Below are 23,191 nucleotides of genomic sequence, written 5' to 3'. Positions count from 1 at the left end.
CAGGAAGTGCGGTCTGCGCGGGTGGCGACGGAGGGGCACGTGCCGCATACGATGAGCCGCATGGGTGACGTACTGGCCGGTTTTCATGCCGCCTGGGAGTTCGAGTCCGACTCCGTGCTCATCCGTTACGAACGGGGGATTCGGACACCCAGGCTGTTCCAGGCGCTCGGCGAGCGGCGCGTGCCGCTGGCCGCGCTCGACGAGGTGACGCTCACGCCGGGCAGGCGCGGCACGGTGGTCCTGCGGGCCCGGCCGCGGCCCGGCGCCGATCCGCTGATGGACGCGGCGGCCGGACAGCTGCGCGAGGGCAGCGATCCGTACCGTCTGGTGCTGCCGACCGGGCGGGAGACGCTCGCCGAGTACTACGTGGACGAACTGAAGGGCCTGCTGACCGAGTCCGGTCCGGCCGACCGCTACCTGGTGGCGGCTCCCGAGGCTCCGATGCAGTTCAAGGCGTACGACGCGAAGGCGTCCTTCGACGGTACGGCCGTGCAGTTCCGCTGGTCCTGGACGGGCGCGTCCTCGGCCAAGTGGAAGGGCGGCGACCGGAGTTTCACCGTCGCCGACCTGGGCGGGGTGGAGTGGCGCTCGCCGGAGGTCTTCGAAGGGCACCTGCGGCTCCTCCCCCGTGACGCCTCCGGCGAGGCCGTACCGGCCGACCAGGATCCGGCCTCGGTGGTGTTCGGGCTCGGCTACGGCCCGGTCCACGAGTCGCTGCCGTTCGCCGCGGCGGTCCTGGCGGCGGTCCGGGCGCGGGGGCCGGTCCCGGCGATACCCGCGCCGGCCCGGCGCGACCCCGCCGACATCGCCGAACGCATCCGGCACCTCGGCGAGCTGCACCGCGCGGGGCTGGTGACGGACGAGGAGTTCTCCGTCAAGAAGGCGGAACTGCTGGCGGAGTTGTGACTAGCGCCCCGCGCCTCCCTGGCCGTAGAAGCTGATCTTCAGGTCCAGTACGGCCAGGGTGTCCTGGAGTTCGGCGATGCGGTTCAGGACGTCCCGGCGGGTCGACTCCAGGAGGTCGCGGCGGTCGGCGTACGTCGTCTCGCCCTCCCGGACCAGTTCCGCGTAGCGGACCATGTCGGCCACCGGCATGCCGGTCAGGCGGAGCTTGGTGACGAAGTCCAGCCAGTCCAGGTCGCGGTTGCTGTAGCGGCGCTGGCCGGTGTGGGAGCGGTCGACGTGCGGCATCAGGCCGATCCGCTCGTACCAGCGCAGGGTGTGCGCGGTCAGGCCGGTGCAGGCGACGACCTCGCTGATCGTGTACTGGTCCTTGCCGTCGGGGCGGGGATGGCGCCGGGGAGGGCCGGAGCAGAGGCGGGCCGGGGTGGTCCGGTCGGTGTCCGCGGGCGTGGTCTGCATCACCGTCATGGCCCCCACGCTATGGCCTTCGAGTGGACTCCAGGCAAGCGGAACCCGGTAAGAAATACCCAGGACGGGCAGGGGACACGCTGGTTAGCGTGCGGACATGAGTCTCGTACGCCGGGCCCTGCCCGAGGACGCCGTGGAAGTACTGCGGCTGCGCCAGATCATGATCGACTCCGTGTTCGAGGGTGGGGAGGGCGGGGCGACGGACTGGCAGACGGCTTCCCTGCCGACGCTGCTGGGGCGGCTCGCCGAGAGCGACGGGGCCGGGGCCGGCGGGGTCGGGGCCTTCGTGGCGTACGTCATCGACCACCCGGAGCGGCCCGGGGCCCTCGGCGCGCTGGCCGCCGGGTCGCTCGAGTACCGGATCGGGCGGGCCGGCAATCCGCACGGCCGGGTCGGGCACGTCTTCAGCGTCGCCACCGACCCGGACGTACGACGGCGGGGGTACGCGCGCGCGTGCATGGAGGAACTGCTGGCGTGGTTCCGGCAACAGGGCGCCGCGCAGGTCGACCTCAACGCGTCCGCCGCGGCGGAGCCGCTGTACGCCTCGCTGGGATTCGTCCGCAAGCCGGACCCCTCGATGCGGCTGGATCTCTGATTCCGATTAGGCTCGCCGGCATGTCGTTGCAGAGTCTGGCGCTGATCGAGAACTGGCCCGTTCCCACCGCCGCGGCGGGGGTCGTACGGTCCGACGGGACCGTCCTCGGGACCCACGGGCCCGCCGGGCACCGCTTTCCGCTGGCCTCGGTGACCAAGCCGCTGGCGGCGTACGCGGTGCTCGTGGCGTACGAGGAGGGGGCCGTGGAGCTGGACGAGCCGGCCGGGCCGCCCGGGTCGACGGTGCGGCATCTGCTGGCGCACACCTCGGGGCTGGCGTTCGACGAGCACCGGGTGATGGCCCCTGCCGGGGAGCGGCGGCTGTACTCCAACGCCGGGTTCGAGCAGCTCGGGGACCATGTCGCCAAGGCGACGGAGATTCCCTTCGCGGAGTACGTGCGGCAGGCGGTGCTGGAGCCGCTGGGGATGGCGGCGACGTCGCTGGAGGGGTCGCCGGCGAAGGACGGGGTGTCGACGGTGGAGGATCTGCTGCGGTTCGCGGCGGAGGTGCAGGCGCCGGTGCTGCTGGATCCGCGGACTGTGGCGGAGGCGATGTCTGTGCAGTACCCGGGGACGAAGGGGGTGCTGCCGGGGTACGGGCATCAGAACCCCAACGACTGGGGGCTCGGGTTCGAGATCCGCGACTCCAAGTCGCCGCACTGGACGGGTTCTTCCTCTTCCCCCCGTACCTTCGGGCACTTCGGCCAGTCGGGCACGTTCGTGTGGATCGACCCTGAGGCGGGGGTCTCCTGCGTCGCCCTGACAGACCGCGCCTTCGGCCCCTGGGCGATCGAGGCATGGCCGTCCTTCACCGACGCGCTCCTGACGGAGCTGCACGGCTGAGCCCCGCTCGGGTGGACCGGGGGTGGCTCCGCTCACCGGCGCTGGCCGGCTGCCGCTGCGCCCACCCGTGCCGCCCCTAGCGGCACGCATGCCCGCAGCTATGTACGTGCCCCGTAAGGGGCGCGGGGAACTGCGCGAGCAACCACCACACGCCCGCAGGCAAGCGTCCGGTCGGGGTTATCCGGACATCTCCCACAGGAGTAGCTCGGTGTGGCTCAGGGACAGCGCGGCCAAACCCTCAGGGGCAGTGAGCCTCGCTGAGTCGCCCCCTCCGAGTGTCTCCCCGGCCAGTTCCGTCTCGCCGCGGACCACGTGGACGTACACCGACGCCGCGTCCGGGACGGCCGTGCGCTCGCCGGCGGACAGGCGGCGGACGTGGAGCATCGCTCCCGCGGCCGGGACGGCGTACGGCGTGGAGTCGGCGATGCCCGGGATGATCTCGTAGGAGGGTTCGCCGCCGGGCCGGAGCGGGGCCAGCCACATCTGGAGGAAGGTCAGGGGGCCGTCACCGGAATTGCGTTCGATGTGGCGGACGCCCCCCGCCGCGCTCAGGTGCTGGACGTCGCCGGGACGCACCCTCGTCTCGTGGCCCGCGGAGTCCCGGTGCGTCAGCTCGCCCTCGATCACCCAGGTCACGATCTCGGTGTGGCTGTGCGGATGCTCGTCGAACCCGGCGCCCGGCGCCAGCCGCTCCTCGTTGCAGGCGATGAGCGCCCCGAAGCGCAGGTTCGACGGGTCGTAGTGGGGCCCGAAGGAGAACGCGTGCCGGGTCTCGATGCCGGCCTCGGGTTCCCCTCCCGGATAGCGCTCACCGGCGCGCCGTACGTCCATCACGCGCACCACCGTAGTCCTCGCCACCCACCCGGCGGCGCGCGGTCCCGTCCGGATAAGGCAGTCTTGTCCCCGTGCCCGAACCCGAATCCCGCCCTGCCGACCCCGCGCCCCGCCCCGTTCACCCGCACTCCGCGACCCTGAAGCGGCTGGAGAAGTCCTCCGGGAGTCTCGCCGCGCAGGCGATCGCGCGCATGGACGAGACCCTGCCGTGGTACAGGGCCATGCCTCCGGAGAACCGTTCCTGGATCGGGCTCGTGGCGCAGGCGGGCATCGCCGCGTTCACCGAGTGGTTCCGGCACCCGGACGCGCCCCAGGCGATCTCCACCGACGTCTTCGGCACCGCTCCGCGCGAGCTGACCCGGGCCATCACGCTGCGGCAGACGGTCGAGATGGTGCGCACGACCATCGAGGTCATGGAGAGCGCCATCGACGAGGTGGCCGCCCCGGGCGACGAGAGCGTGCTGCGCGAGGCCCTGCTGGTGTACGCGCGGGAGATCGCCTTCGCCACCGCGCAGGTGTACGCCCAGGCCGCCGAGGCACGCGGTGCCTGGGACGCCCGGCTGGAGTCGCTGGTGGTGAACGCGGTGCTCAGCGGGGAGGCCGACGAGGGCGCGCTGAGCCGGGCCGCCGCACTCGGCTGGAATTCCCCCGAGCACGTCTGCGTGGTCCTCGGCACCGCGCCGGACGGTGACAGCGAGCTGACGGTGGAGGCGATCCGGCGGGCCTCCCGGCACGCCAAACTCCAGGTGCTCACCGGCGTCCTCGGGGACCGTCTCGTGGTCATCGCCGGCGGCAGCGACAACCCGCTGGCCGTCGCCAAGTCGCTGATCGGGCCGTTCGCCGCCGGACCGGTGGTGGCCGGGCCCGTGGTGTCCGACCTGCTGGCCGCGACCCGGTCCGCGCAGGCCGCCGCCGCCGGACTGAAGGCGTGTTCGGCGTGGCAGGACGCGCCGCGGCCGGTGCTGGCGGACGATCTCCTGCCCGAGCGCGCGATGGCGGGCGATCCGAGCGCGCGCGAGCAACTGGTGGAGGAGATCTACAGACCGCTGGAGGAGGCCGGCTCGGCGCTGCTGGAGACCCTGAGTGTCTACCTGGAGCAGGCGAGCAGTCTGGAGGGCGCGGCCCGGATGCTCTTCGTTCACCCGAACACCGTGCGCTACCGGCTCCGACGTGTGACTGACGTCACCGGCTGGTCGCCCTCGGATGTACGATCCGCGTTCACCCTGCGGATCGCGCTGATCCTGGGGCGCCTGGCCGACGCAGACTCCCAACCGTAAGGTTTTGTCGGGGGTCCACAAAAGCCCTTCGTGTTCTTCGTCCCTGTCCCCACGGGCGGCCGTGGCCGTCCCCAAGAGAGAGTGTGAGAGTGCTCGTACTCGTCGCTCCCGGCCAGGGCGCCCAGACGCCCGGCTTCCTGACTCCCTGGCTCGAACTCCCCGGTGCCGCGGACCGCGTCGCCGCGTGGTCCGACGCCATCGGACTGGACCTGGTCCACTACGGCACCCGGGCCGACGCGGACGCCATCCGCGACACCGCGGTGGCGCAGCCGCTGCTGGTCGCCGCCGGCCTCCTGTCCGCCGCCGCCCTCGGTGACGTCGCCCCGGGCGCGGTCGCCGGTCACAGTGTCGGTGAGATCACCGCCGCCGCGTTCGCGGGTGTGCTGGACGACACCGCCGCGCTGGGCCTCGTACGCAAGCGGGGTCTGGCCATGGCCGACGCCGCCGCGGTCACCGAGACCGGCATGTCGGCGCTGCTCGGCGGTGACCCGGACGTGTCGGTCGCGCACCTCCAGAAGCTGGGCCTGACGCCGGCGAACATCAACGGCGCGGGCCAGATCGTCGCCGCGGGCACCCTGGAGCAGCTCGCCGCGCTGAACGAGGACAAGCCCGAGGGTGTCCGCAAGGTCGTCCCGCTGAAGGTGGCCGGGGCGTTCCACACGCACCACATGGCCCCCGCGGTCGAGACCCTGGCCAAGGCGGCGGCGGACCTCGCGCCCGCCGATCCGAAGGTCGCCTACGTCTCCAACAAGGACGGCCGGGCCGTCGCCACCGGCGCCGAGGTGCTGGAGAGGCTCGTCGGCCAGGTCGCCAACCCGGTCCGCTGGGACCTGTGCATGGAGACGTTCAAGGAGTTGGGCGTCACCGCGCTGATCGAGGTGTGCCCCGGTGGCACGCTGACGGGTCTGGCCAAGCGTGCCCTCCCCGGTGTGCGGACGCTGGCGCTGAAGAGCCCCGACGACCTCGCCGCCGCCCGCGAGCTGGTCTCCGCCGTAACCGAGGCCGCTGCCGCCGCAGCGGGCGCCGACGCCTGAGGAGCCGTAGAGATCATGTCGAAGATCAAGCCCAGCAAGGGCTCCCCGTACGCGCGCATCCTCGGTGTCGGCGGTTACCGGCCGACCCGGGTGGTGCCCAACGAGGTGATCCTGGAGAAGATCGACTCCTCCGACGAGTGGATCCGCTCCCGCTCCGGCATCGAGACCCGGCACTGGGCGGGCCCCGACGAGACCGTGGCCGCGATGTCCATCGAGGCGGCCGGCAAGGCGATCGCCGACGCCGGTATCGACGCCGAGCAGATCGGCGCGGTCGTCGTGTCCACCGTCTCGCACTTCGCGCAGACCCCGGCCATCGCCACCGAGATCGCCGACAAGCTGGGCACGAACAAGGCGGCCGCGTTCGACATCTCGGCCGGCTGCGCGGGCTTCGGCTACGGCCTGACCCTCGCCAAGGGCATGGTGGTGGAGGGCAGCGCCGAGTACGTCGTCGTGATCGGCGTGGAGCGGCTGAGCGACCTGACCGACCTGGAGGACCGGGCGACGGCCTTCCTGTTCGGTGACGGTGCCGGCGCGGTCGTCGTGGGCCCCTCCAAGGAGCCGGCGATCGGCCCGACCGTCTGGGGTTCCGAGGGCGACAAGTCGCAGACGATCAAGCAGACCGTCTCCTGGGACCGCTACCGGGTCGGCGACGTCGCCGAACTTCCCCTGGACGGCGACGGAAACATCAGGTTCCCCGCGATCACCCAGGAAGGCCAGGCGGTGTTCCGCTGGGCCGTGTTCGAGATGGCGAAGGTCGCTCAGCAGGCGCTGGACGCGGCCGGGATCAGCCCGGACGACCTGGACGTCTTCATCCCGCACCAGGCCAATATGCGGATCATCGACTCGATGGTGAAGACCCTCAAACTGCCGGAGCGCGTCACGGTCGCCCGTGACATCCGCACCACCGGCAACACCTCGGCCGCCTCGATCCCGCTCGCGATGGAGCGGCTCCTGGCGACCGGCGAGGCGAAGAGCGGCGACACCGCGCTCGTCATCGGATTCGGGGCGGGTCTCGTGTACGCCGCCACGGTCGTTACCCTCCCCTAGGCACTCCGTGCCGGATCTTGGATCCGGAGCGGGGACAATTGCCACCAACCGTCTGGAACATCGAAGAAGGAGCGCCTGACATGGCCGCCACCCAGGAAGAGATCGTCGCCGGTCTCGCAGAGATCGTGAACGAGATCGCCGGCATCCCGGTCGAGGACGTCCAGCTGGACAAGTCCTTCACCGACGACCTGGACGTCGACTCGCTGTCCATGGTCGAGGTCGTCGTCGCCGCCGAGGAGCGCTTCGACGTGAAGATCCCCGACGAGGACGTCAAGAACCTCAAGACGGTCGGCGACGCGACCAGCTACATCCTCGAGCACCAGGGCTAAGGGCGCCTCTCAGGCCCAGGCCCAGGCCGCAAGGCCCCGCCACCCGGCGGTGGCGCCGTTCGAATCCCGTTTTCCGTTGGAGAAGAATTCCCGATGAGCCCGACCAATCGCACCGTGGTCGTCACCGGTATCGGCGCAACCACACCGCTGGGTGGCGACGCAGCTTCGTTCTGGGAGGCCCTGGTCGCCGGCACGTCCGGTGTCAGCCGCCTCGAGCAGGACTGGGCGGCGGAGCTGCCGGTGAAGATCGCCGCGCAGATCGCCGTCGAACCGGGCGAGATCCTGCCCCGCCCGCAGGCCCGCAAGCTGGACCGGTCCGCGCAGTTCGCGCTGATCGCCGCTCAGCAGGCCTGGAAGGACGCCGGTTTCACCGCCAAGGCCGGTGAGGACGCGGCCGTGAACCCCGACCGTCTGGGTGCGGTCATCGCCTCCGGCATCGGCGGCGTGACCACGCTCCTCGACCAGTACGACGTGCTGAAGGAGAAGGGCGTACGCCGGGTCTCCCCGCACACCGTGCCGATGCTGATGCCCAACTCCCCGGCGGCCAACGTCGGCATCGAGCTGGGCGCGCGGGCCGGTGTGCACACCCCCGTCTCGGCCTGCGCCTCCGGCGCCGAGGCCATCGGCTACGCGATCGAGATGATCCGCACCGGGCGGGCGGACGTCGTCGTCGCCGGTGGCACCGAGGCCGCCATCCACCCGCTGCCGATCGCCGCGTTCGGCAACATGATGGCGATGTCCAAGAACAACGACGACCCGCAGGGCGCGTCGCGTCCCTACGACTCCGGCCGTGACGGCTTCGTCCTCGGCGAGGGCGCGGGCGTGATCGTCCTGGAGTCCGAGGAGCACGCGAAGGCGCGCGGCGCGAAGGTCTACGTCGAGGCGGTCGGCCAGGGCATCTCCGCCGACAGCCACCACATCACGCAGCCGGAGCCGTCGGGCAACGGGATCGCGCACGCGCTGCAGAACCTGCTGGACAACACGGACCTGAAGCCGGCGGAGATCGTGCACGTCAACGCGCACGCCACGTCGACCCCGCAGGGTGATGTCGCCGAGATCAAGGCGCTGCGGAAGGTGTTCGGCGACGACGTCGACCATATGGCCATCTCCGCGACCAAGTCGATGACGGGTCATCTGCTCGGTGGGGCGGGCGGTATCGAGACCGTGGCGTCGATCCTGGCGCTGGTGAACCGGGTCGCGCCGCCGACGATCAATGTGACGGAGCTGGATCCCGAGGTCAACGCGGATGTGGTGACCGGGGAGGCGCGTGCGTTGCCCGCCGGGCGGATTGCCGTGCTGAACGACTCGTTCGGGTTTGGTGGGCACAACGTCGTGCTGGCGTTCAGGACTGTCTGAGTTACTCGGCGTTGAGTGGCCCGGTCTCCTTGAGTGGAGGTCGGGCCTTCGCCGTTGTCTGGTGCGGGTTCGTTGTGGCCTGTCGCGCCCACGCGGCGGAGCCGCATATCGATACAGCCCCGCGCCCCTCAGGGGGCGCCATGCCTCAGGGAGGCAAGAGGCTGGGGTCAGACCACCTGGTGGAGCCAGCGGACCGGGGCCCCTTCTCCTGCGTAGCGGAAGGGTTCGAGTTCGTCGTCCCAGGGTTTGCCGAGGAGTTTGGCGATGTCGGCTTCGAGGTCTGTTTCCTCGCGCTGGGAGCGGGTCAGGGCGGCGCGGAGGCGGTCCTCGGGGATGAGAATGTCGCCGTGGATGCCGGTGACGGCGTGGAAGATGCCGAGGTCGGGGGTGCAGCTGTAGCGCTCGCCCTCGGCGGTGGGGCACGGCTCGGCGGTGACCTCGAAGCGCAGCAGGTGCCAGCCGCGCAGGGCGGAGGCGAGTTTGGAGGCGGTGCCGACCTCGCCCTGCCAGGAGAACTCGGAGCGCCAGGTGCCGGGGGCGGCGGGCTGCCGGATCCAGTCGAGGTTGACGCGCGTGCCGAGCACCCCGGCGACGGCCCACTCGACGTGCGGGCACAGCGCGCGCGGCGCGGAGTGCACGTACAGAACTCCACGTGTCGTCACCGGAACCTCCGGGCAGAGCGGGACATCTTGCGGACTGGCGGGGCGGCAGTGGTGGGACGGCCGCGTTGATGGCGAGGCTACCGTGCGGGGGCGCGAGGAGTGTGACGTACCGTCGGTCCCGGTGCCAGGAAACCTCTGCCATTCACCCAGGGGGACGCTTGTACGGGGGTGCCCCGTTCCAGGGGGCGGGTGTGGGAACTCCCGCGCGTTGTTATGGGAGGGAGCACTGACCGTCGAGCGAGGGGATCACCAGGGGATGCGGAACCGAAGCGACCGTGCGCGGGCCGCGCTGGCCGTCGTGGTGACGGCCGTTCTGGCGACGGCGGGGTGTGACGCGTTCGGCGGCGGTGGCTCCTCCGGTACGAAGGACACGGGCGGCGGTGCGTCGCGTTCGGCGCGGAAGGCGGCGCCGGTGTGGGACCGCAGCCCGGACTCCGTCGCCGCGGTCGGTGACTCCATCACCCGCGGCTTCGACGCGTGCGCGGTGCTGTCGGACTGCCCCGAGGTGTCCTGGGCGACGGGCAGTGACGCGCGGGTGGACAGCCTGGCCGTGCGGCTGCTCGGGGTGCGGGGCGCGGCCGAGCGCAGCTGGAACTACGCGGTGACCGGGGCGCGGATGTCGGACCTGCCCCAGCAGATGGCGCAGGCGGCCACCCGCGGCCCCCAGTTGGTGACGGTGATGGCCGGCGCGAACGACGCCTGCCGTTCGTCGGCGTCGGCGATGACCCCGGTGGACGACTTCCGGGCGGACTTCCAGGAGGCGATGGACACGCTGCGTTCGGCGCTGCCGAAGACGCAGGTCTACGTGGCGAGCGTGCCGAACCTGAAGCGGCTGTGGTCCGAGGGCCGGACGAACCCGTTGGGCAAGGAGGTGTGGAAGCTGGGCATCTGCCCGTCGATGCTGGCCGACGCGGACGACCTGACGAGCGCGGCCGCGGTGCGCCGGGGCGAGGTGCAGCAGCGGGTGGAGGCGTACAACACGGTGCTGAAGGAGGTGTGCGCCAAGGACCGCTACTGCCGCTTCGACGACAACGCGGTCCACGACTACCGGTTCAGCACCGACCAGCTCAGTCACTGGGACTGGTTCCACCCGAGCAAGGACGGGCAGGCCCGATTGGCGGCGATCGCGTACCGCACGATCACCGCGGCCAAGTGGTGAGCCCTGCTCTAGGGTTTCCCACATGAGTGAACTTTTCGGCACACTTTCCGACGGCACCAAGGTGCACCGCTGGACGCTTCAGCGCGCCGGGACGCGGGTGGAGGTGCTGACGTACGGCGGGATCGTGCGCTCCGCCGAGGTCCCGGACCGGGACGGCCGTCCGGCGAACGTGGTGCTGGGGTTCGCGGATCTGGACGGCTATCTCGCGCACCCGGAGCCGTACTTCGGGGCGCTGGTCGGGCGGTACGCGAACCGGATCGCGGGCGCCCGCTTCCCGCTGGACGACCGCACGTACGCGCTGGTGCCCAACAGCGGTCCCCACTCGTTGCACGGCGGGGAGCGGGGCTTCGACAAGCGGGGGTGGGCGGCGGAGCCGGTGGCGCACGGGGTCCGGCTGAGCCGGGTCAGCCCGCACGGCGAGGAGGGTTTCCCGGGCCGTCTGGAGGTGTCGGCGATGTACACGCTGGACGCGTCGGGCGGGCTGCGGATCGCCTACGAGGCGGTGACGGACGCGCCGACGGTGATCAACCTCACCAGCCACAGCTACTTCAACCTGGCCGGCTCGGGGTACGCGGGCGGTCATGAACTGCGGCTGGCCGCCTCCCGCTACACGCCCGTCGACGCCGGCCTGATCCCGACGGGCGCGCTGGAGGACGTCGCCGGCTCCCGCTTCGACTTCCGTGAGCCCCGGGAGACCGGCGCCGGCTACGACCACAACTTCGTGCTCGACAAGGGGCTGACGGAGAGTCCGGAACCCGTCGCCGAGCTGCACGACCCGGCGTCGGGCCGGACGCTGACGGTGTCGACGACCGAGCCGGGCCTCCAGCTCTACACCGCCGACCACCTGACCGCCCCGTTCGCCCCGGTCGACGGCATCGCCCTGGAGACCCAGCACTTTCCCGACTCCCCGCACCACCCCGGCTTCCCGGGCACCGTGCTCCGGCCGGGACGGGTGTTCCGTTCGGAGACCGTGTACGGCTTCTCGGCGCGCTGACGGTTCACACCGCCTCGCCGCGCATCCGCTTCACCGCCTTGCCCAGGAGGGCCATGGCGGTGCCGCAGACGAGGAGGACCCCGCCGCCGGTGAGGACCGGGGCGAGGGCGCCCGCCTTGATGCCCTCGCCGGTCACCGTGGTCGCCAGGACGAAGATCACCCCGCACAGGCTCTGGCCCACCCTGGCGCCGGCCGGGATCACCCGGAGCAGCTGCGGGACGGTGGTCGCGGCGGCCAGGCCCAGGCCGAACGGCAGCGGGGGTGGGGGTACGAGCCCCGGTCCAGGGGTCAGGTCCCGGACCGGGGCTGTTCGTGGGGGACTTGTCCCGGAACTGACGTTAATCGGCGCGGCGGGCTCGCGGCCTGCGTGGGAGCGGTCCACGGCGAGTTCGTACGAAGCCTTCACAAACGGGCGCGCGCCCTCGTCCGGCCGCCGCCGGCACGGAATACTGCCTGACGTCCACCGCACCACGCGCCCCACAGCGACGGAAGGACCTGAACTCCCTTGACTGGTCTGCGTATACGCACCGCCGTACTCGGTCTGGCCCTGCTGGCCGGGATGACGGCTCCCACGACGACAGCCTCAGCGGCCGAAGCGGCCGCCCTCTCCCCCACCGTCGAGGAGCAGCGGCTCGACGGGGCCGTACCGCAGGAGATCCTGCGGCGCTCCGGATTCGACGCCGTGCTCCCGGAGTTCACGCGCGCGCTGGAGCACGCCCGCTCCTATGCTCAGGCCCGCCGTGTCGTCGTACGCGAGGGGACCGCGCTGTGGCGGCGGGCCGTGGACCGGGCGCAGGGGCGGGGTCCGGCGGAATCAGAAGGGCGCGAAGCGCTTCCTTGCAAGGGTGGTGGTGGGCGACGGGAGGGCCTGAGCCGGGACGACGACCGGCCGTTGTACTGGGCGCGGCTGGGGATGACGCGGGAAGTACGGACGTGGGAGCCGCGGTTCGGGCTCCCTCAGTCCCGGCGGACGGCGCTGCTCGACGGGCTGGAGCGCACTTCGCGCGGCCAGACCGACATCCGCTACCCCCGCCGGCCGCACCTGCGGCGGGTGCTGCTCACCGGTTTCGATCCCTTCACCCTGGACCGGGACATCCGTATCTCCAACCCGTCGGGGGCGGCCGCGCTCGCGCTGGACGGCACGGTGATCGAGACGGCGCGCGGGCCGGTGCGGGTGGAGACCGCCGTGTTCCCGGTGCGCTGGCGGGACTTCGCGGACGGGGTGGTCGAGCGGGCGCTGCGGCCGTACCTGCCGCAGGTCGACCTGTTCACGACGGTGAGCCAGGGGCGGGTCGGGCGGTTCGACGTGGAGCGGACCAACGGGGCGTGGCGGGGCGGGTTCCCCGACAACGACGGCGTGTCGCGCACGGAGACCGTGCCGGTCGCCGACCCGGCCTCGCAGCCCCAGTGGACGACGACGACCCTGCCGTACGGCGCGATCGTGGCCGCGCGCACGGGCCGTTTCCCGGTGTACGACCACACGGAGGTGACCGAGATCCCGGCGGGTGGCACGGAGCCGGTGGTACGGCCGGACGGCCCGACTCCCGGTTCGACGGCGCGGGCCGGGGGCGGCGGCGACTACCTCTCCAACGAGATCGCCTACCGGGCGACGCTGCTGCGGGACCGGCTGGGGCTGCGCGGCCGGCTGCCCGGCGGTCATGTCCACACGCCGGTGCTGGAGTTCGGCCCGGGCAACACGGACCCGGCGTCGGGGTCGGTGACGGACCCGGTGTTCGTGCGGAACCGGGTGGACATCGTGGAGCAGGTGCGGGCGATCGTGCGGGTGGCGGCGGAGGCGACGCTCAGGGGATGACCGGCCCGTCGGCGCCCCCGGTGGTGACCGGCTCGTCGGCACCCTGCCGGTCGGGCTCGGCGTCGGCGGTCTCCTCGTCCAGCAGGTCACGGGCGAGCAGGGTGGCGCCGGCGACCGCGCCCGGCATCAGGAACACCGCGACGAACGGGACCAGGAAGGCCAGGCCGAGCGGGGTGCCGAAGCCCCAGGCGAGGGTCTTGCGGGAACGGAGCAGGCTGAGGCGGGCGCGGAGTTCGACGCCTCGGCGCTGGAGGGCGACGGCGGTGAGTTCCTCGGTGAGGAAGAAGCCGGTGACGAAGAAGCCGATCACCGGCACGACGGTCTGGCCGACGACGGGCAGGAAGCCGAGGGCGAACAGCAGCACGCCCCACAGGGCGGCGCGGAGCACGATGCGCAGGCTGTCGCGCGCGGAGATCCACAGCTCGCGCCAGAGGGGCAGGCCGGAGCGGGGCGCGGTACCGTCGGGCGAGGCGTCCTCGTCGACCTTCTCGGAGAGGTTCTCGTAGAAGGGCTGGCCGATCAGCAGGGTGACGGCGGTGAAGGTGAGCACCGCCAGGAGCAGGCCGAGGGCGAAGAGGACGGCGGTGAGGAAGCCGCGGAACAGGCCCTGCCAGGGGCTCGTCCAGTCGTCCGCGAACGGGGTCGCCCAGGCGACGGCGCCCTCGCCCCACACCGCGAGGGCGACCAGGGCCGCCGCGTAGAGGACCAGGGTGATCAGGCCGGGCAGCAGCCCGAAGCCGTAGCTCCGGCCGTGCCGGCCGACCCAGCGCTGGCCCTCCACCAGGTACTGGAAACCCACCCCGAGATCACGCATGGGGAGGACTTTACCCAGCCTCAGGATTCCAGCATGCGGCGCAGCAGGTCGCGCAGGGACAGCCGCTCCTCGTCGGACAGGCCGGCCAGCGGCGCGTGGGCGAAGCGGAGCCCCTCGCGCAGTTCCCGGACGACGCGGAGGCCGTCCTCGGTGGGGGCGGCGAGCTTGACCCGGCGGTCGGCCGGGTCGGGGCGGCGCTCGACCAGGCCCCGGGACTCCAGGCGGTCCACTATGCCGGTGACGTTCGACGGCTCGCACTTGAGCTTCTGGGCGAGCTTGCGCATGGGCAGCGGCTCCAGGGACAGCAGGCTGAGCAGTTTGGCCTGGGCGCCGGTGAGGGCGTGGCCGGCGGCGGCCTCGTCGTAGTCCGCGTGGTAGCGGGCCACGACCTCGGCGATCAGTTCGACGACCTCGACGGTCAGCTGGTCGGGGCGGGTGATGTGCGGTGTGGCCATGCCTCCAGGATACCTCTTTACTTGACAACATGAAATATTCAGATGCACTGTTGTTTCAGCTACTGAAGTAATTTGGCAACCACCTGAGACAACCACCCGAGAGGAACCACGATGATCAACCGCGAGTGGCACCTGCTGAACCGTCCCGTCGGCTGGCCGAAGCCCGAGGACTTCGCGCTGGTCGAGGCGCCCGTGCCGACCCCGGGCGAGGGCCAGGTGCTGGTCAGGAACCTGTTCCTGTCCGTGGACCCGTACATGCGCGGCAGGATGTCGGCCGCGAAGTCGTACGCCGCCCCCTTCGAGCTGGGCAAGGTCATGCAGGGCGGTGCGGTCGGCGAGGTCGTCGCCTCGAACGCCGAGGGGATCTCCGTCGGCGACCATGTGCTGCACTTCTTCGGCTGGCGCGAGTACGCGGCCCTCGACGCGCAGCACGCCGTCAAGGTCGACGCCGGTGCCGCCCCCCTGTCGACGTACCTCGGCGTGCTCGGCATGACCGGTCTGACCGCGTACGCGGGCCTGTTGCGCACCGCCTCCTTCAAGGAGGGCGACACCGTGTTCGTGTCCGGTGCGGCCGGCGCCGTGGGCAGCCAGGTGGGGCAGATCGCCAAGCTCAAGGGCGCCTCGCGGGTGATCGGCTCGGCCGGTTCCGACGAGAAGGTGAAGCTGCTGGTCGAGGAGTACGGCTTCGACGCCGCGTTCAACTACAAGAACGGGCCGGTGGGCGAGCAGCTGCGGGCCGCCGCTCCCGACGGCGTCGACGTCTACTTCGACAACGTCGGCGGCGACCACCTGGAGGCGGCCATCGGCTCGCTCAACCAGGGCGGCCGGATCGCGGTCTGCGGCATGATCTCGGTCTACAACAACACCGAGCCCGCCCCCGGCCCGCGCAACCTCGCCCGGCTCATCCAGACCCGCGGCCGCATCGAGGGCTTCCTGGTCGGCGACCACTACGACCTGCAGCCCCAGTTCGTCCAGGAGGTCGGGCCGTGGGTCGCCTCGGGCGCGCTGAAGTACCGCGAGACGGTCGTCGAGGGCATCGAGAACAACCTGGAGGCGTTCCTCGGGGTCCTGCGCGGGGACAACACCGGGAAGATGATCGTCAAGCTGTGATCCCGGCCCGGATGCCGGCAGGGGCTTCCGTGTCGTTTCCGGCATGCGGTAACTTCTTTCCGAAATCCGTCGCCGATCGTGGGCGCGAGTCGCGGCGGACCTAGGAGGAAGAAACCGCATGCCCATTCAGCAGTCCGACGTCCTGTACACCGCCGTCGCCACCGCCGAGAACGGCCGCGACGGGCGGGTCGCCACCGACGACGGCAAGCTCGACGTCGTCGTCAACCCGCCCAAGGAGATGGGCGGCAACGGCGACGGCACCAACCCCGAGCAGCTGTTCGCGGCGGGGTACAGCGCGTGCTTCCAGGGCGCGCTCGGTGTCGTCGCGCGGCAGGAGGGGGCGGACGTCTCCGGGTCGACGGTGACGACGAAGGTCGGGATCGGCAAGAACGAGGAGGGGTTCGGGATCATCGTGGAGATCTCGGCGAGCATCCCGAAGGTGGACGCTGCGGCGGCTCGGGAACTGGTCGAGAAGGCGCACCAGGTGTGCCCTTACTCCAAGGCGACCCGGGGCAACATTACGGTGACGCTGGTCTGAATTGCGGTGACGCTTGTCTGAGGTCGGGAGCCGCTGCCGGGTTCGGTTGAGTTCGGGGCGCGGGTGCGTGGTGGTTGATCGCGCCCGCGCGGCGGAGCCGCACATCGATACAGCCCCGCGCCCCTACCGGGCGCGTTTCAGTTGGCCAGTGTTGCCTTGTGCAGCACCTCCGCAAGGCGGGCGTTTTCAGGGGCCGGGCCCACCGGGTAGGCGCAGGTGCGACGGGTGTAGGCGTAGGTGAGGCCGGTGTGGGGGTCGGCGAAGGACTGGGAGCCGGAGGCGCCGCTGTGGCCGATCGCGCCGGCGCCGAGGAACGGGTACCAGGTGTCGGAGGTGGCCTGGAAGCCGAGGCCGTACGACCTGTGGGCGCGGGCCACCAGGTCGTACCCCACGGAGTGCGGCTGGCCGAACTCGGCGACCGTGTCCTGCTTGAGCAGGGGAGCCCGCCCGTCGACCTCGCTGATCATCGCCGCGTACATGCCGGCGAGACCGCGCGCCGAGGCGACCGCGCCGAACGAGGCGGGGCCCTTGGCGCGGATCAGCGGCTCGTTGGGCAGGTTCGCAAGGTCGGTCGGGGCGGCCGTGTGCCGGTTGAGGGCGATCGACGCGAGCGTGTGCGGGCCTGACGGCAGCGCGTCCAGTGCCGCCCGCTGTACGGGGGTCGGCCGCATGGCCCGCACGCTGCGGTAGCGGTGGTCCGACCTGGCCGGCAGGCCGAGGTGGAGGTCCAGGCCGTAGGGGGCGCGGATCCGCTCCTCGTACACCTCCTGGAGCGTACGGCCCGTCGCGCGGCGGACGACCTCGCCGGTCAGTGCGCCGAGGACCAGGGCGTGGCAGCCGAACGCCGTGCCCGGCCGCCAGAACGGCCGCTGGTCCGCGAGGCGTTCGGCCATCGCGCGGTCGTCGGCCAGTTCGGCCAGCGTGAACCCGGTGTCCGTGCCGACCAGGCCCGCGCGGTGTGCCAGCAGGTCGCGCAGGGTCAGCGCGCCCTTGCCCTCGGCGGCGAACTCGGGCCAGTAGTAGGTGACCTTGCGGTCCAGCTCGAGGGTGCCGTCCTGCACCAGCAGGGCCACGACGAGGTGGGCGGCGCCCTTCGTGGACGAGAACACGCCGTACAGCGAGTCCGCGTCCGCACCCTCGCCGGCCCACAGGTCGACGACCCGCCGGCCGTGGACGTACACGCACAACTGGCCTTCGTAGTCGCTCTGTTCGGAGGCGACGAACGCGGTGAACTCCTCGCGCACCGCCTCGAAGCCCTCGGCGACCGTGCCGTGGACGCTGATCTCCTGCCTCATCCGCTCTCCTCACTTCCGGGAACGGGTACGGCGCCAGACGCCCGTTCGACTCAACGGAGGGGCGTAGCTCCAGGCGGGAGAGGGGTCAGGTGCACCACCAGAGGAAGCGGTCGCAGGACCTCGTCCTCGTCGGTGTCGGCTGCGGCGGCGGGGCGGAGGTCGCGGGGGCGGAGGCGGGGGCGGAACTCGGCTGGGGGGCCGGAGCCGCGGTGGGGCCGGAGGTCGGGCCCGGACCGGTGCCGGCGGACTGCTGGGGCTGCCCGCTGCCCCGGGGGTCCGGGGACGTGGAGTCCTCGGGCTTCGCGGACGTGGAGGCGGACGCGGAGGCGGAGGCCGACGCACCGGGCGAGGCCGAGCCGTGCCGGCGGGCCGCGCCGCCCCCGGCCGTGTCGTCGAGGGGGGACGCGGTGTGGGCCGGGGCCGTGTCGGACGAGGTGCCGTCCGGCGCGGTGTCCCCGGCCGCGGCGGGCTTGTCGTCGGAGAAGGGCGTGTCGATGCCGAGTTCGGCGACGCTCATGGCACCGGCCGCCAGGACGAGGCCGGCGGCGATGAACACGGTACGGCGGCGCCGGCGGCGGTGTGCGGCGGCCTTGCGGTCGCGACGGCCGGCCTCGGCGGCAGCGGCAAAACTCCCGGCGTCCGTCCGGCCGCGGGCCTGGCGCCGGGCGGCGGCCCGGCCGCCCGTCACCTCCGGTTCCCGCGTCTCCGGCTCGCGGTCCGGCTCCGGTCCCCGCCGCTCCTCCGGCTCACGGCATTCCTGCGGTTCGCGGGCTTCCGGTTCACGGCGTTCATCCGGTTCCGCCCGGCCGCCGTACTCCTCGTACGACGCGCCCGTGCCGTAGTCCCCGCGGGCGCCGTAGTCCCCGTACCCGCCGTACCCGCCGTATCCGCCGTGGCCCGGCTCGGGGTTCGCGGCCGCGTACGCCTGCGCGAACGGAACACCCTCGGCCGGCGCGGGGGTCCGCGCCGCTGCGCCGCAGCCCGGGCAGGCCAGGGCGCCGTTGAGGTGCCGTTGGCACGGGTGGCAGAAGTCCATGACGCCGGAAGACTAGATTCCCCGCGGGTCACGTTCCTAGGTGCCGCTGTGAAGGTTTGGTGGGAGAGCGAACGAATTCTCGAAAGCCTTGCCGAAACCGTTACCTGTTCGCCCCATTGACACCCCCGCAGCACCCTCCTTACTGTCACGCCAACATTTCGAACGAGTGACGAAATATCGAACACCACCGAACAGCACCGTCGAACAGCTGAGGGGCAACTGCCGTGCGCATCACCGGAATCAGCACGCACGTGGTCGGGACGCCGTGGCGCAACCTGACGTACGTCCAGGTGCACACCGACGAGGGGATCACCGGCGTCGGCGAGACCCGGATGCTGGGTCACACCGACGCGCTGCTCGGCTACCTCCGGGAGGCCGAGACCAACCACATCCTCGGTTCCGACCCGTTCGCTGCCGAGGACCTCGTGCGCCGGATGAAGTACGGCGACTACGGCCGCGCGGGTGAGATCGTGATGTCGGGCATCGCCGTCGTCGAGATGGCCTGCTGGGACATCAAGGGCAAGGCGCTGGGCGTGCCCGTCTGGCAGCTGCTGGGCGGCAGCGTCACCGAGAAGGTCAAGGCGTACGCCAACGGCTGGTACACCACGGAGCGAACGCCCGAGGCGTACCACAAGGCCGCGCGGGGCGTGATGGAGCGCGGGTACCGGGCGCTGAAGATCGACCCGTTCGGCACCGGGCACTTCGAGCTGGACCACGAGCGGACCCGCTACGCCGTCTCGCTGATCGAGGCCGTGCGGGACGCCATCGGGCCGGACGCCGAGCTGATGCTGGAGATGCACGGCCGCTTCTCCCCCGCCACCGCCGTGCGGCTGGCCAAGGAGATGGCGCCCTTCACCCCGGCCTGGCTGGAGGAGCCGTGCCCGCCGGAGAACCTGAAGGCGCTGGAGAAGGTCGCCGCGAAGGTGGACGTCCCGGTCGCCACCGGTGAGCGGATCCACGACCGGATCGAGTTCCGCGAACTGTTCGACAGCCAGGCCGTGGACATCATCCAGCCGGACGTGGGACACATCGGCGGCGTCTGGGAGACCCGGAAGCTGGCCGCGACCGCCGAGACCCACTACATGCTGGTCGCCCCGCACAACGTCGGCGGCTCCGTGCTCACCGCGGCCTCGCTCCAAGTCGGATTCACCTCACCGAACTTCAAGATCCTTGAGCACTTCAACGACTTCGCGGACGCGGAGATCAAGAAGGTGGTCAAGGGCGCCCCGCGGGTGAACCCGGAGGACGGCTGCTTCCACCTCTCCCACGCACCGGGACTCGGCGTCGAGCTGGACGTCGACGCGGCCGCCGAGTTCCCGCAGCAGCGCGCCCACTTCGACCTGTGGGCGGAAGGCTGGGAGAAGCGCGCCCCGAAGGGCGAGCGGTGAGCGTCGCCGTCGTCGTCGAGGCGCCGGGCCGGCACCGGATCGCCGAGCACACGCCCCGCGATCCCCGTCCCGGGGAGGCGCTGGTCGCGGTGCACGCGGTCGGCGTCTGCGGCAGCGACCGCGAGGTGTACCGGGGCAACCGGCCCGAGGGCTACATCCGTTACCCGCTGACGCCCGGCCACGAGTGGTCCGGGACGGTGCGGGCGGTGGGCGCCGGGGTGCCCGGGGCCCTGGTCGGCCGCAAGGCCGTCGGGGAGGGCTTCCGCAACTGCCAGGTGTGCGCCCGCTGCCACGCGGGCGAGACCACGCTGTGCACGGCCGGCTACGAGGAGACCGGTTTCACCCAGCCGGGCGCCATGGCGGGCACGCTCACCCTGCCGGCCCGGTTGCTGCACGTCCTGCCCGAGGACGCCGATCTCACCGCCGCCGCCCTGCTGGAGCCGGCCGCCTGCGTCGCGGCCGCCGCCCTGAAGGCGGCCGCCCGACCGGGCGAGCGGGTGGGCGTGGTCGGCACGGGCACGCTCGGCATGCTCGCCGTGCGGTTCCTCAGGGCGGTGTCCCCCGCCGAACTGCTGGTGGTGGGCACCGGCCGCGAACGGGAGGCTCCGGCCCGCTCGTTCGGGGCGAGCGACTTCCGGCTCACCGGCGAGGAGTTGCCGGACGACCTGGACGTCGTGATCGAGGCCGCCGGGTCCGCGTCCGCCGCGCGGACCGCCGCCGCACTGCTGCGCCGGGGCGGCCGGCTGGTCCTGACCGGCATCCCGGCGCCGGGCGCGGGCGGACTCGACCCGACCGCTCTGGTCGTACGGCAGCTGGAGGTGCACACCGTCTTCGGCGCCCCGCCGGCCGCCTGGGCGCATGCCGTGCGGGTCTTCGGCGCCGGGCTGCTCGACCCGCTGCCGCTGGTCACGCACGAGCTGCCGCTGACCGAGTTCGCCCAGGCGATGGAGCTGGTGGGGGCCGGTGACCCGAAGGTGGGCAAGGTGCTGCTCCGGCCGTAGGGCCTTCCTCACCACGAGGCTCTGGACCTTTTCCCTGCCCAAAGACGCGAACGACGTCCGACATATCGAACACGCTCTTCCGAACACGAAGGACAGCCAGTGACGACCGACGCTTCCGCCCCGGCGGCCCGCCGACCCGGTGAGCAGGTGCTCGCCGCGCTCGGTCTGGGCGCGCCCGCCCTCGACCCCGCCGACGCCTCCCCGCACAGCTTCCCGGGCGGCGGCCGCTGGCGCACCGAGGTCCCCTCGTGCGAGGGGCCCGAGGCGCTCGCGGTCGTCCTCAAGGAGTCTTCGCGCCTGGACGTGCCGATCCACCGGATCAGTCAGGGCAGCGGCGTGTGGATGCTGACCGACGCCGAGATCACCGAGATGGTCGAGGCCACCGCCGAACGCGACATCGAACTCTGCTTGTTCACCGGCCCGCGCGGCACCTGGGACATCGGTGGCTCGGTGCGCTCCGACTCGCGCGGGGCCGGACTGCGCGTGCGCGGCCACGACGGGGTCGCCGGCTGCGTCGAGGACGCCGTCCGGGCCACCGAGCTGGGCGTCACCTGTCTACTGGTCGCGGACGAGGGCGTGCTGTGGACGCTGCACCGGGCCCGGCAGCGGGGGATCATCCCGGCGGCCACCACGCTGAAGGTCTCCGCGCTGATCGGCCCCGTCAACCCGGCGTCGTACGCGGTGTACGAGCGGCTGGGCGCCGACTCGGTCAACGTGCCCAGCGACCTGACGCCCGCTCACCTCACCGAGATCCGACGGGTGTCCGGCGCCCCCATGGACATGTACATCGAGGCCCCGGACGACCTCGGCGGCTATGTCCGGATGTACGAGGTCGCCGAGCTGATCCGGCGCGGGGCACCGCTCTATCTGAAGTTCGGCCTGTCCAAGGCGCCCGGCATCTACCCGTGGGGCAGGCATCTGCGGGACCTGACCCTGGACACCGCCCGGGAGCGGGTGCGGCGCGGCCGGCTCGCCCTGGACCTACTCGCCCGGCACGGCGCGGACACCGGCATGGCCCCGCTGGGCTCCCGCCTCCCCGGCCCGCTCCACCGCTTCCCCGACCCGGGCGGCACCACCGGCCGGTCCCCCATCGACGTCGACACCGACAAGGACTGATCATCATGCGCAACCGCAGAGCAGCACTCGCCGCGGCGGCCGCGGCCGTCTCGCTCGCCCTCACGCTGAGCGCCTGCGGGCAGAACAGCGACGGCGGCAGCAAGGCGAAGACGGGCGACGTCAAGGGCGCCACCATCGGCGTCGCCATGCCGACGAAGTCCTCCGAGCGCTGGATATCCGACGGGAACAACGTCGTCAAGAACCTTGAGTCCAAGGGCTACAAGACGAAGCTGGTGTACGGCGAGGACGACCCGGACACCCAGGTCTCGCAGATCGAGAACCTGATCACACAAGGCGTCAAGGGCCTGATCATCGCGGCCATCGACAACAAGTCCCTGAACAACGTGCTCCAGGAGGCCGCGGACGCCCACATCCCGGTCATCGCCTACGACCGGCTGATCCTCGGCACCAGGAACGTCGACTACTACGCCTCCTTCGACAACGAGAAGGTCGGCGAGCTGCAGGGCACGTACATCGTGCACAAGCTGGGCCTGGACAGCGGAAAGAAGGGCCCGTTCAACATCGAGCTGTTCGCCGGCTCCAACGACGACAACAACACCAAGTACTTCTTCAACGGCGCGATGAGCGTCCTGAAGCCGTACCTGGACAAGAAGCAGCTCGTCGTCCGCTCCGGACAGACCGCGCTGAACAAGGTCACCACCCTGCGCTGGGACGGCGCCACCGCCCAGAAGCGCATGGACGACCTGCTGACCTCGTCGTACAAGTCCCAGCGGGTCGACGCGGTCCTCTCGCCGTACGACGGGATCTCCATCGGCGTGCTGTCCTCGCTGAAGTCGGACGGCTACGGCTCCGGGAGCAAGCCGCTGCCCGTCGTCACCGGCCAGGACGCCGAGCTGGCCTCGGTCAAGTCGATCATCGCCGGTGAGCAGACGCAGACCGTCTACAAGGACACCCGCAAGCTCGCCGAGGTCGCCGCGAGCATGGTCGACGACTCGCTCAAGGGCAAGAAGCCGCAGGTCAACGACACGAAGACGTACGACAACGGCGCGAAGGTGGTGCCCGCCTACCTGCTGCAGCCGGTCAGCGTCGACCAGTCCAACTACCAGAAGGTGCTGGTCGACGGCGGCTACTACACCGCCTCCGAGCTCAAGTAAGCCGCCACCC

25 protein-coding genes are annotated in these 23,191 nt (G+C 71.6%); 17 read left to right on the top strand and 8 right to left on the bottom strand.

Features of this window, described 5'->3' with window-relative positions; genetic code table 11:
• Positions 1–60 precede the first annotated feature (60 nt).
• Positions 61–906 (top strand): DUF4429 domain-containing protein, encoded by an 846-nt coding sequence (locus ABZ854_RS18040; protein WP_361211374.1) that lies wholly within the window; start codon positions 61–63, stop codon positions 904–906.
• Here the strand turns inward: ABZ854_RS18040 and ABZ854_RS18035 are convergent, their stop codons facing one another.
• Entirely contained in the window at positions 907–1,371 is a 465-nt protein-coding gene (locus ABZ854_RS18035; protein ID WP_361211371.1) for a MerR family transcriptional regulator, read from the bottom strand. It abuts the gene before it with no gap.
• Positions 1,372–1,468: 97 nt separating this feature from the next.
• Between ABZ854_RS18035 and ABZ854_RS18030 the strand changes: the two genes are divergently transcribed.
• Both ABZ854_RS18030 and ABZ854_RS18025 read left to right on the top strand, forming a co-directional pair.
• The gene (locus ABZ854_RS18030) at positions 1,469–1,966 is read left to right on the top strand and encodes a GNAT family N-acetyltransferase (RefSeq protein WP_361211368.1); all 498 of its coding nucleotides are present in this window, start codon (positions 1,469–1,471) and stop codon (positions 1,964–1,966) included.
• Positions 1,967–1,986: 20 nt separating this feature from the next.
• The gene (locus ABZ854_RS18025) at positions 1,987–2,808 is read left to right on the top strand and encodes a serine hydrolase domain-containing protein (protein ID WP_361211365.1); all 822 of its coding nucleotides are present in this window, start codon (positions 1,987–1,989) and stop codon (positions 2,806–2,808) included.
• Positions 2,809–2,985: 177 nt separating this feature from the next.
• On the opposite strand, the gene ABZ854_RS18020 is transcribed toward ABZ854_RS18025, so the two are convergent.
• A complete protein-coding gene (locus ABZ854_RS18020; protein WP_361211518.1) occupies positions 2,986–3,639 on the bottom strand; it encodes a pirin family protein in 654 nt (217 codons plus the stop codon).
• Positions 3,640–3,713: 74 nt separating this feature from the next.
• On the opposite strand from ABZ854_RS18020, the gene ABZ854_RS18015 reads away from it, so the two are divergent.
• The 5 genes from ABZ854_RS18015 (at position 3,714) to fabF (ending at position 8,685) form a co-directional block, all read left to right on the top strand.
• The gene (locus ABZ854_RS18015) at positions 3,714–4,919 is read left to right on the top strand and encodes a helix-turn-helix domain-containing protein (protein ID WP_361211362.1); all 1,206 of its coding nucleotides are present in this window, start codon (positions 3,714–3,716) and stop codon (positions 4,917–4,919) included.
• Between the two features lie 89 nt (positions 4,920–5,008).
• Positions 5,009–5,953: an ACP S-malonyltransferase gene (locus ABZ854_RS18010; protein WP_361211359.1), complete on the top strand. Its 945-nt coding sequence runs from the start codon at positions 5,009–5,011 to the stop codon at positions 5,951–5,953.
• Between the two features lie 15 nt (positions 5,954–5,968).
• On the top strand, positions 5,969–7,000 hold the full coding sequence (locus ABZ854_RS18005) for a ketoacyl-ACP synthase III (RefSeq protein ID WP_361211356.1): 1,032 nt from the start codon (positions 5,969–5,971) through the stop codon (positions 6,998–7,000).
• A gap of 80 nt (positions 7,001–7,080) precedes the next feature.
• The gene (locus tag ABZ854_RS18000) at positions 7,081–7,329 is read left to right on the top strand and encodes an acyl carrier protein (protein WP_129309357.1); all 249 of its coding nucleotides are present in this window, start codon (positions 7,081–7,083) and stop codon (positions 7,327–7,329) included.
• A gap of 93 nt (positions 7,330–7,422) precedes the next feature.
• Positions 7,423–8,685, top strand: coding sequence for a beta-ketoacyl-ACP synthase II (fabF, locus tag ABZ854_RS17995; protein ID WP_361211353.1), 1,263 nt, complete (start codon positions 7,423–7,425; stop codon positions 8,683–8,685).
• A gap of 167 nt (positions 8,686–8,852) precedes the next feature.
• On the opposite strand, the gene ABZ854_RS17990 is transcribed toward fabF, so the two are convergent.
• A complete protein-coding gene (locus tag ABZ854_RS17990) occupies positions 8,853–9,347 on the bottom strand; it encodes a DUF3145 domain-containing protein (protein WP_129309355.1) in 495 nt (164 codons plus the stop codon).
• Positions 9,348–9,603: 256 nt separating this feature from the next.
• Between ABZ854_RS17990 and ABZ854_RS17985 the strand changes: the two genes are divergently transcribed.
• A complete protein-coding gene (locus ABZ854_RS17985; RefSeq protein ID WP_361211349.1) occupies positions 9,604–10,506 on the top strand; it encodes an SGNH/GDSL hydrolase family protein in 903 nt (300 codons plus the stop codon).
• Between the two features lie 22 nt (positions 10,507–10,528).
• Positions 10,529–11,500, top strand: coding sequence for an aldose epimerase family protein (locus ABZ854_RS17980; RefSeq protein WP_361211346.1), 972 nt, complete (start codon positions 10,529–10,531; stop codon positions 11,498–11,500).
• Between the two features lie 4 nt (positions 11,501–11,504).
• Here ABZ854_RS17980 and ABZ854_RS17975 read toward each other — a convergent pair whose 3' ends face one another.
• Positions 11,505–11,882 (bottom strand): hypothetical protein, encoded by a 378-nt coding sequence (locus ABZ854_RS17975; RefSeq protein ID WP_361211343.1) that lies wholly within the window; start codon positions 11,880–11,882, stop codon positions 11,505–11,507.
• A gap of 123 nt (positions 11,883–12,005) precedes the next feature.
• Between ABZ854_RS17975 and ABZ854_RS17970 the strand changes: the two genes are divergently transcribed.
• A complete protein-coding gene (locus tag ABZ854_RS17970) occupies positions 12,006–13,313 on the top strand; it encodes a pyroglutamyl peptidase (RefSeq protein ID WP_361211340.1) in 1,308 nt (435 codons plus the stop codon).
• Here the strand turns inward: ABZ854_RS17970 and ABZ854_RS17965 are convergent.
• Complete coding sequence (locus ABZ854_RS17965) at positions 13,303–14,127, bottom strand: EI24 domain-containing protein (RefSeq protein WP_361211337.1); 825 nt, start codon at positions 14,125–14,127, stop codon at positions 13,303–13,305. The two genes, ABZ854_RS17970 and ABZ854_RS17965, sit on opposite strands and share 11 nt — an antisense overlap.
• A 20-nt stretch (positions 14,128–14,147) precedes the next feature.
• Positions 14,148–14,582: a MarR family transcriptional regulator gene (locus tag ABZ854_RS17960; RefSeq protein ID WP_361211334.1), complete on the bottom strand. Its 435-nt coding sequence runs from the start codon at positions 14,580–14,582 to the stop codon at positions 14,148–14,150.
• Positions 14,583–14,693: 111 nt separating this feature from the next.
• Here ABZ854_RS17960 and ABZ854_RS17955 point away from each other — a divergent pair, with 111 nt between their 5' ends.
• Both ABZ854_RS17955 and ABZ854_RS17950 read left to right on the top strand, forming a co-directional pair.
• On the top strand, positions 14,694–15,692 hold the full coding sequence (locus ABZ854_RS17955) for an NADP-dependent oxidoreductase (protein WP_361211331.1): 999 nt from the start codon (positions 14,694–14,696) through the stop codon (positions 15,690–15,692).
• Positions 15,693–15,810: 118 nt separating this feature from the next.
• Positions 15,811–16,230: an organic hydroperoxide resistance protein gene (locus ABZ854_RS17950; protein ID WP_361211329.1), complete on the top strand. Its 420-nt coding sequence runs from the start codon at positions 15,811–15,813 to the stop codon at positions 16,228–16,230.
• A 137-nt stretch (positions 16,231–16,367) separates the two neighbouring features.
• Here the strand turns inward: ABZ854_RS17950 and ABZ854_RS17945 are convergent, their stop codons facing one another.
• Both ABZ854_RS17945 and ABZ854_RS17940 read right to left on the bottom strand, forming a co-directional pair.
• Complete coding sequence (locus ABZ854_RS17945; RefSeq protein WP_361211326.1) at positions 16,368–17,525, bottom strand: serine hydrolase domain-containing protein; 1,158 nt, start codon at positions 17,523–17,525, stop codon at positions 16,368–16,370.
• Positions 17,526–17,610: 85 nt separating this feature from the next.
• Positions 17,611–18,561 (bottom strand): hypothetical protein, encoded by a 951-nt coding sequence (locus ABZ854_RS17940; protein ID WP_361211323.1) that lies wholly within the window; start codon positions 18,559–18,561, stop codon positions 17,611–17,613.
• A 224-nt stretch (positions 18,562–18,785) separates the two neighbouring features.
• On the opposite strand from ABZ854_RS17940, the gene ABZ854_RS17935 reads away from it, so the two are divergent.
• The 4 genes from ABZ854_RS17935 (at position 18,786) to chvE (ending at position 23,181) form a co-directional block, all read left to right on the top strand.
• Positions 18,786–19,949: a mandelate racemase/muconate lactonizing enzyme family protein gene (locus ABZ854_RS17935; protein WP_361211320.1), complete on the top strand. Its 1,164-nt coding sequence runs from the start codon at positions 18,786–18,788 to the stop codon at positions 19,947–19,949.
• On the top strand, positions 19,946–20,950 hold the full coding sequence (locus ABZ854_RS17930; protein ID WP_361211317.1) for an alcohol dehydrogenase catalytic domain-containing protein: 1,005 nt from the start codon (positions 19,946–19,948) through the stop codon (positions 20,948–20,950). Before ABZ854_RS17935 ends, ABZ854_RS17930 begins: the two co-directional genes overlap by 4 nt.
• Positions 20,951–21,049: 99 nt before the next feature.
• Positions 21,050–22,066, top strand: coding sequence for a hypothetical protein (locus tag ABZ854_RS17925; RefSeq protein WP_361211314.1), 1,017 nt, complete (start codon positions 21,050–21,052; stop codon positions 22,064–22,066).
• 5 nt (positions 22,067–22,071) lie between these two features.
• Positions 22,072–23,181 carry a multiple monosaccharide ABC transporter substrate-binding protein gene (gene chvE, locus ABZ854_RS17920; RefSeq protein WP_361211311.1) on the top strand — a complete coding sequence of 370 codons (1,110 nt, stop codon included), beginning with the start codon at positions 22,072–22,074 and terminating at the stop codon, positions 23,179–23,181.
• Positions 23,182–23,191 lie beyond the last annotated feature (10 nt).

This window comes from Streptomyces sp. NPDC047028, assembly GCF_040644095.1.
Classification (GTDB): Bacteria; Actinomycetota; Actinomycetes; order Streptomycetales; family Streptomycetaceae; genus Streptomyces.
Note: the sequence above shows the minus strand (reverse complement) of the source record. Positions and strands in the feature narration are given on the sequence as shown.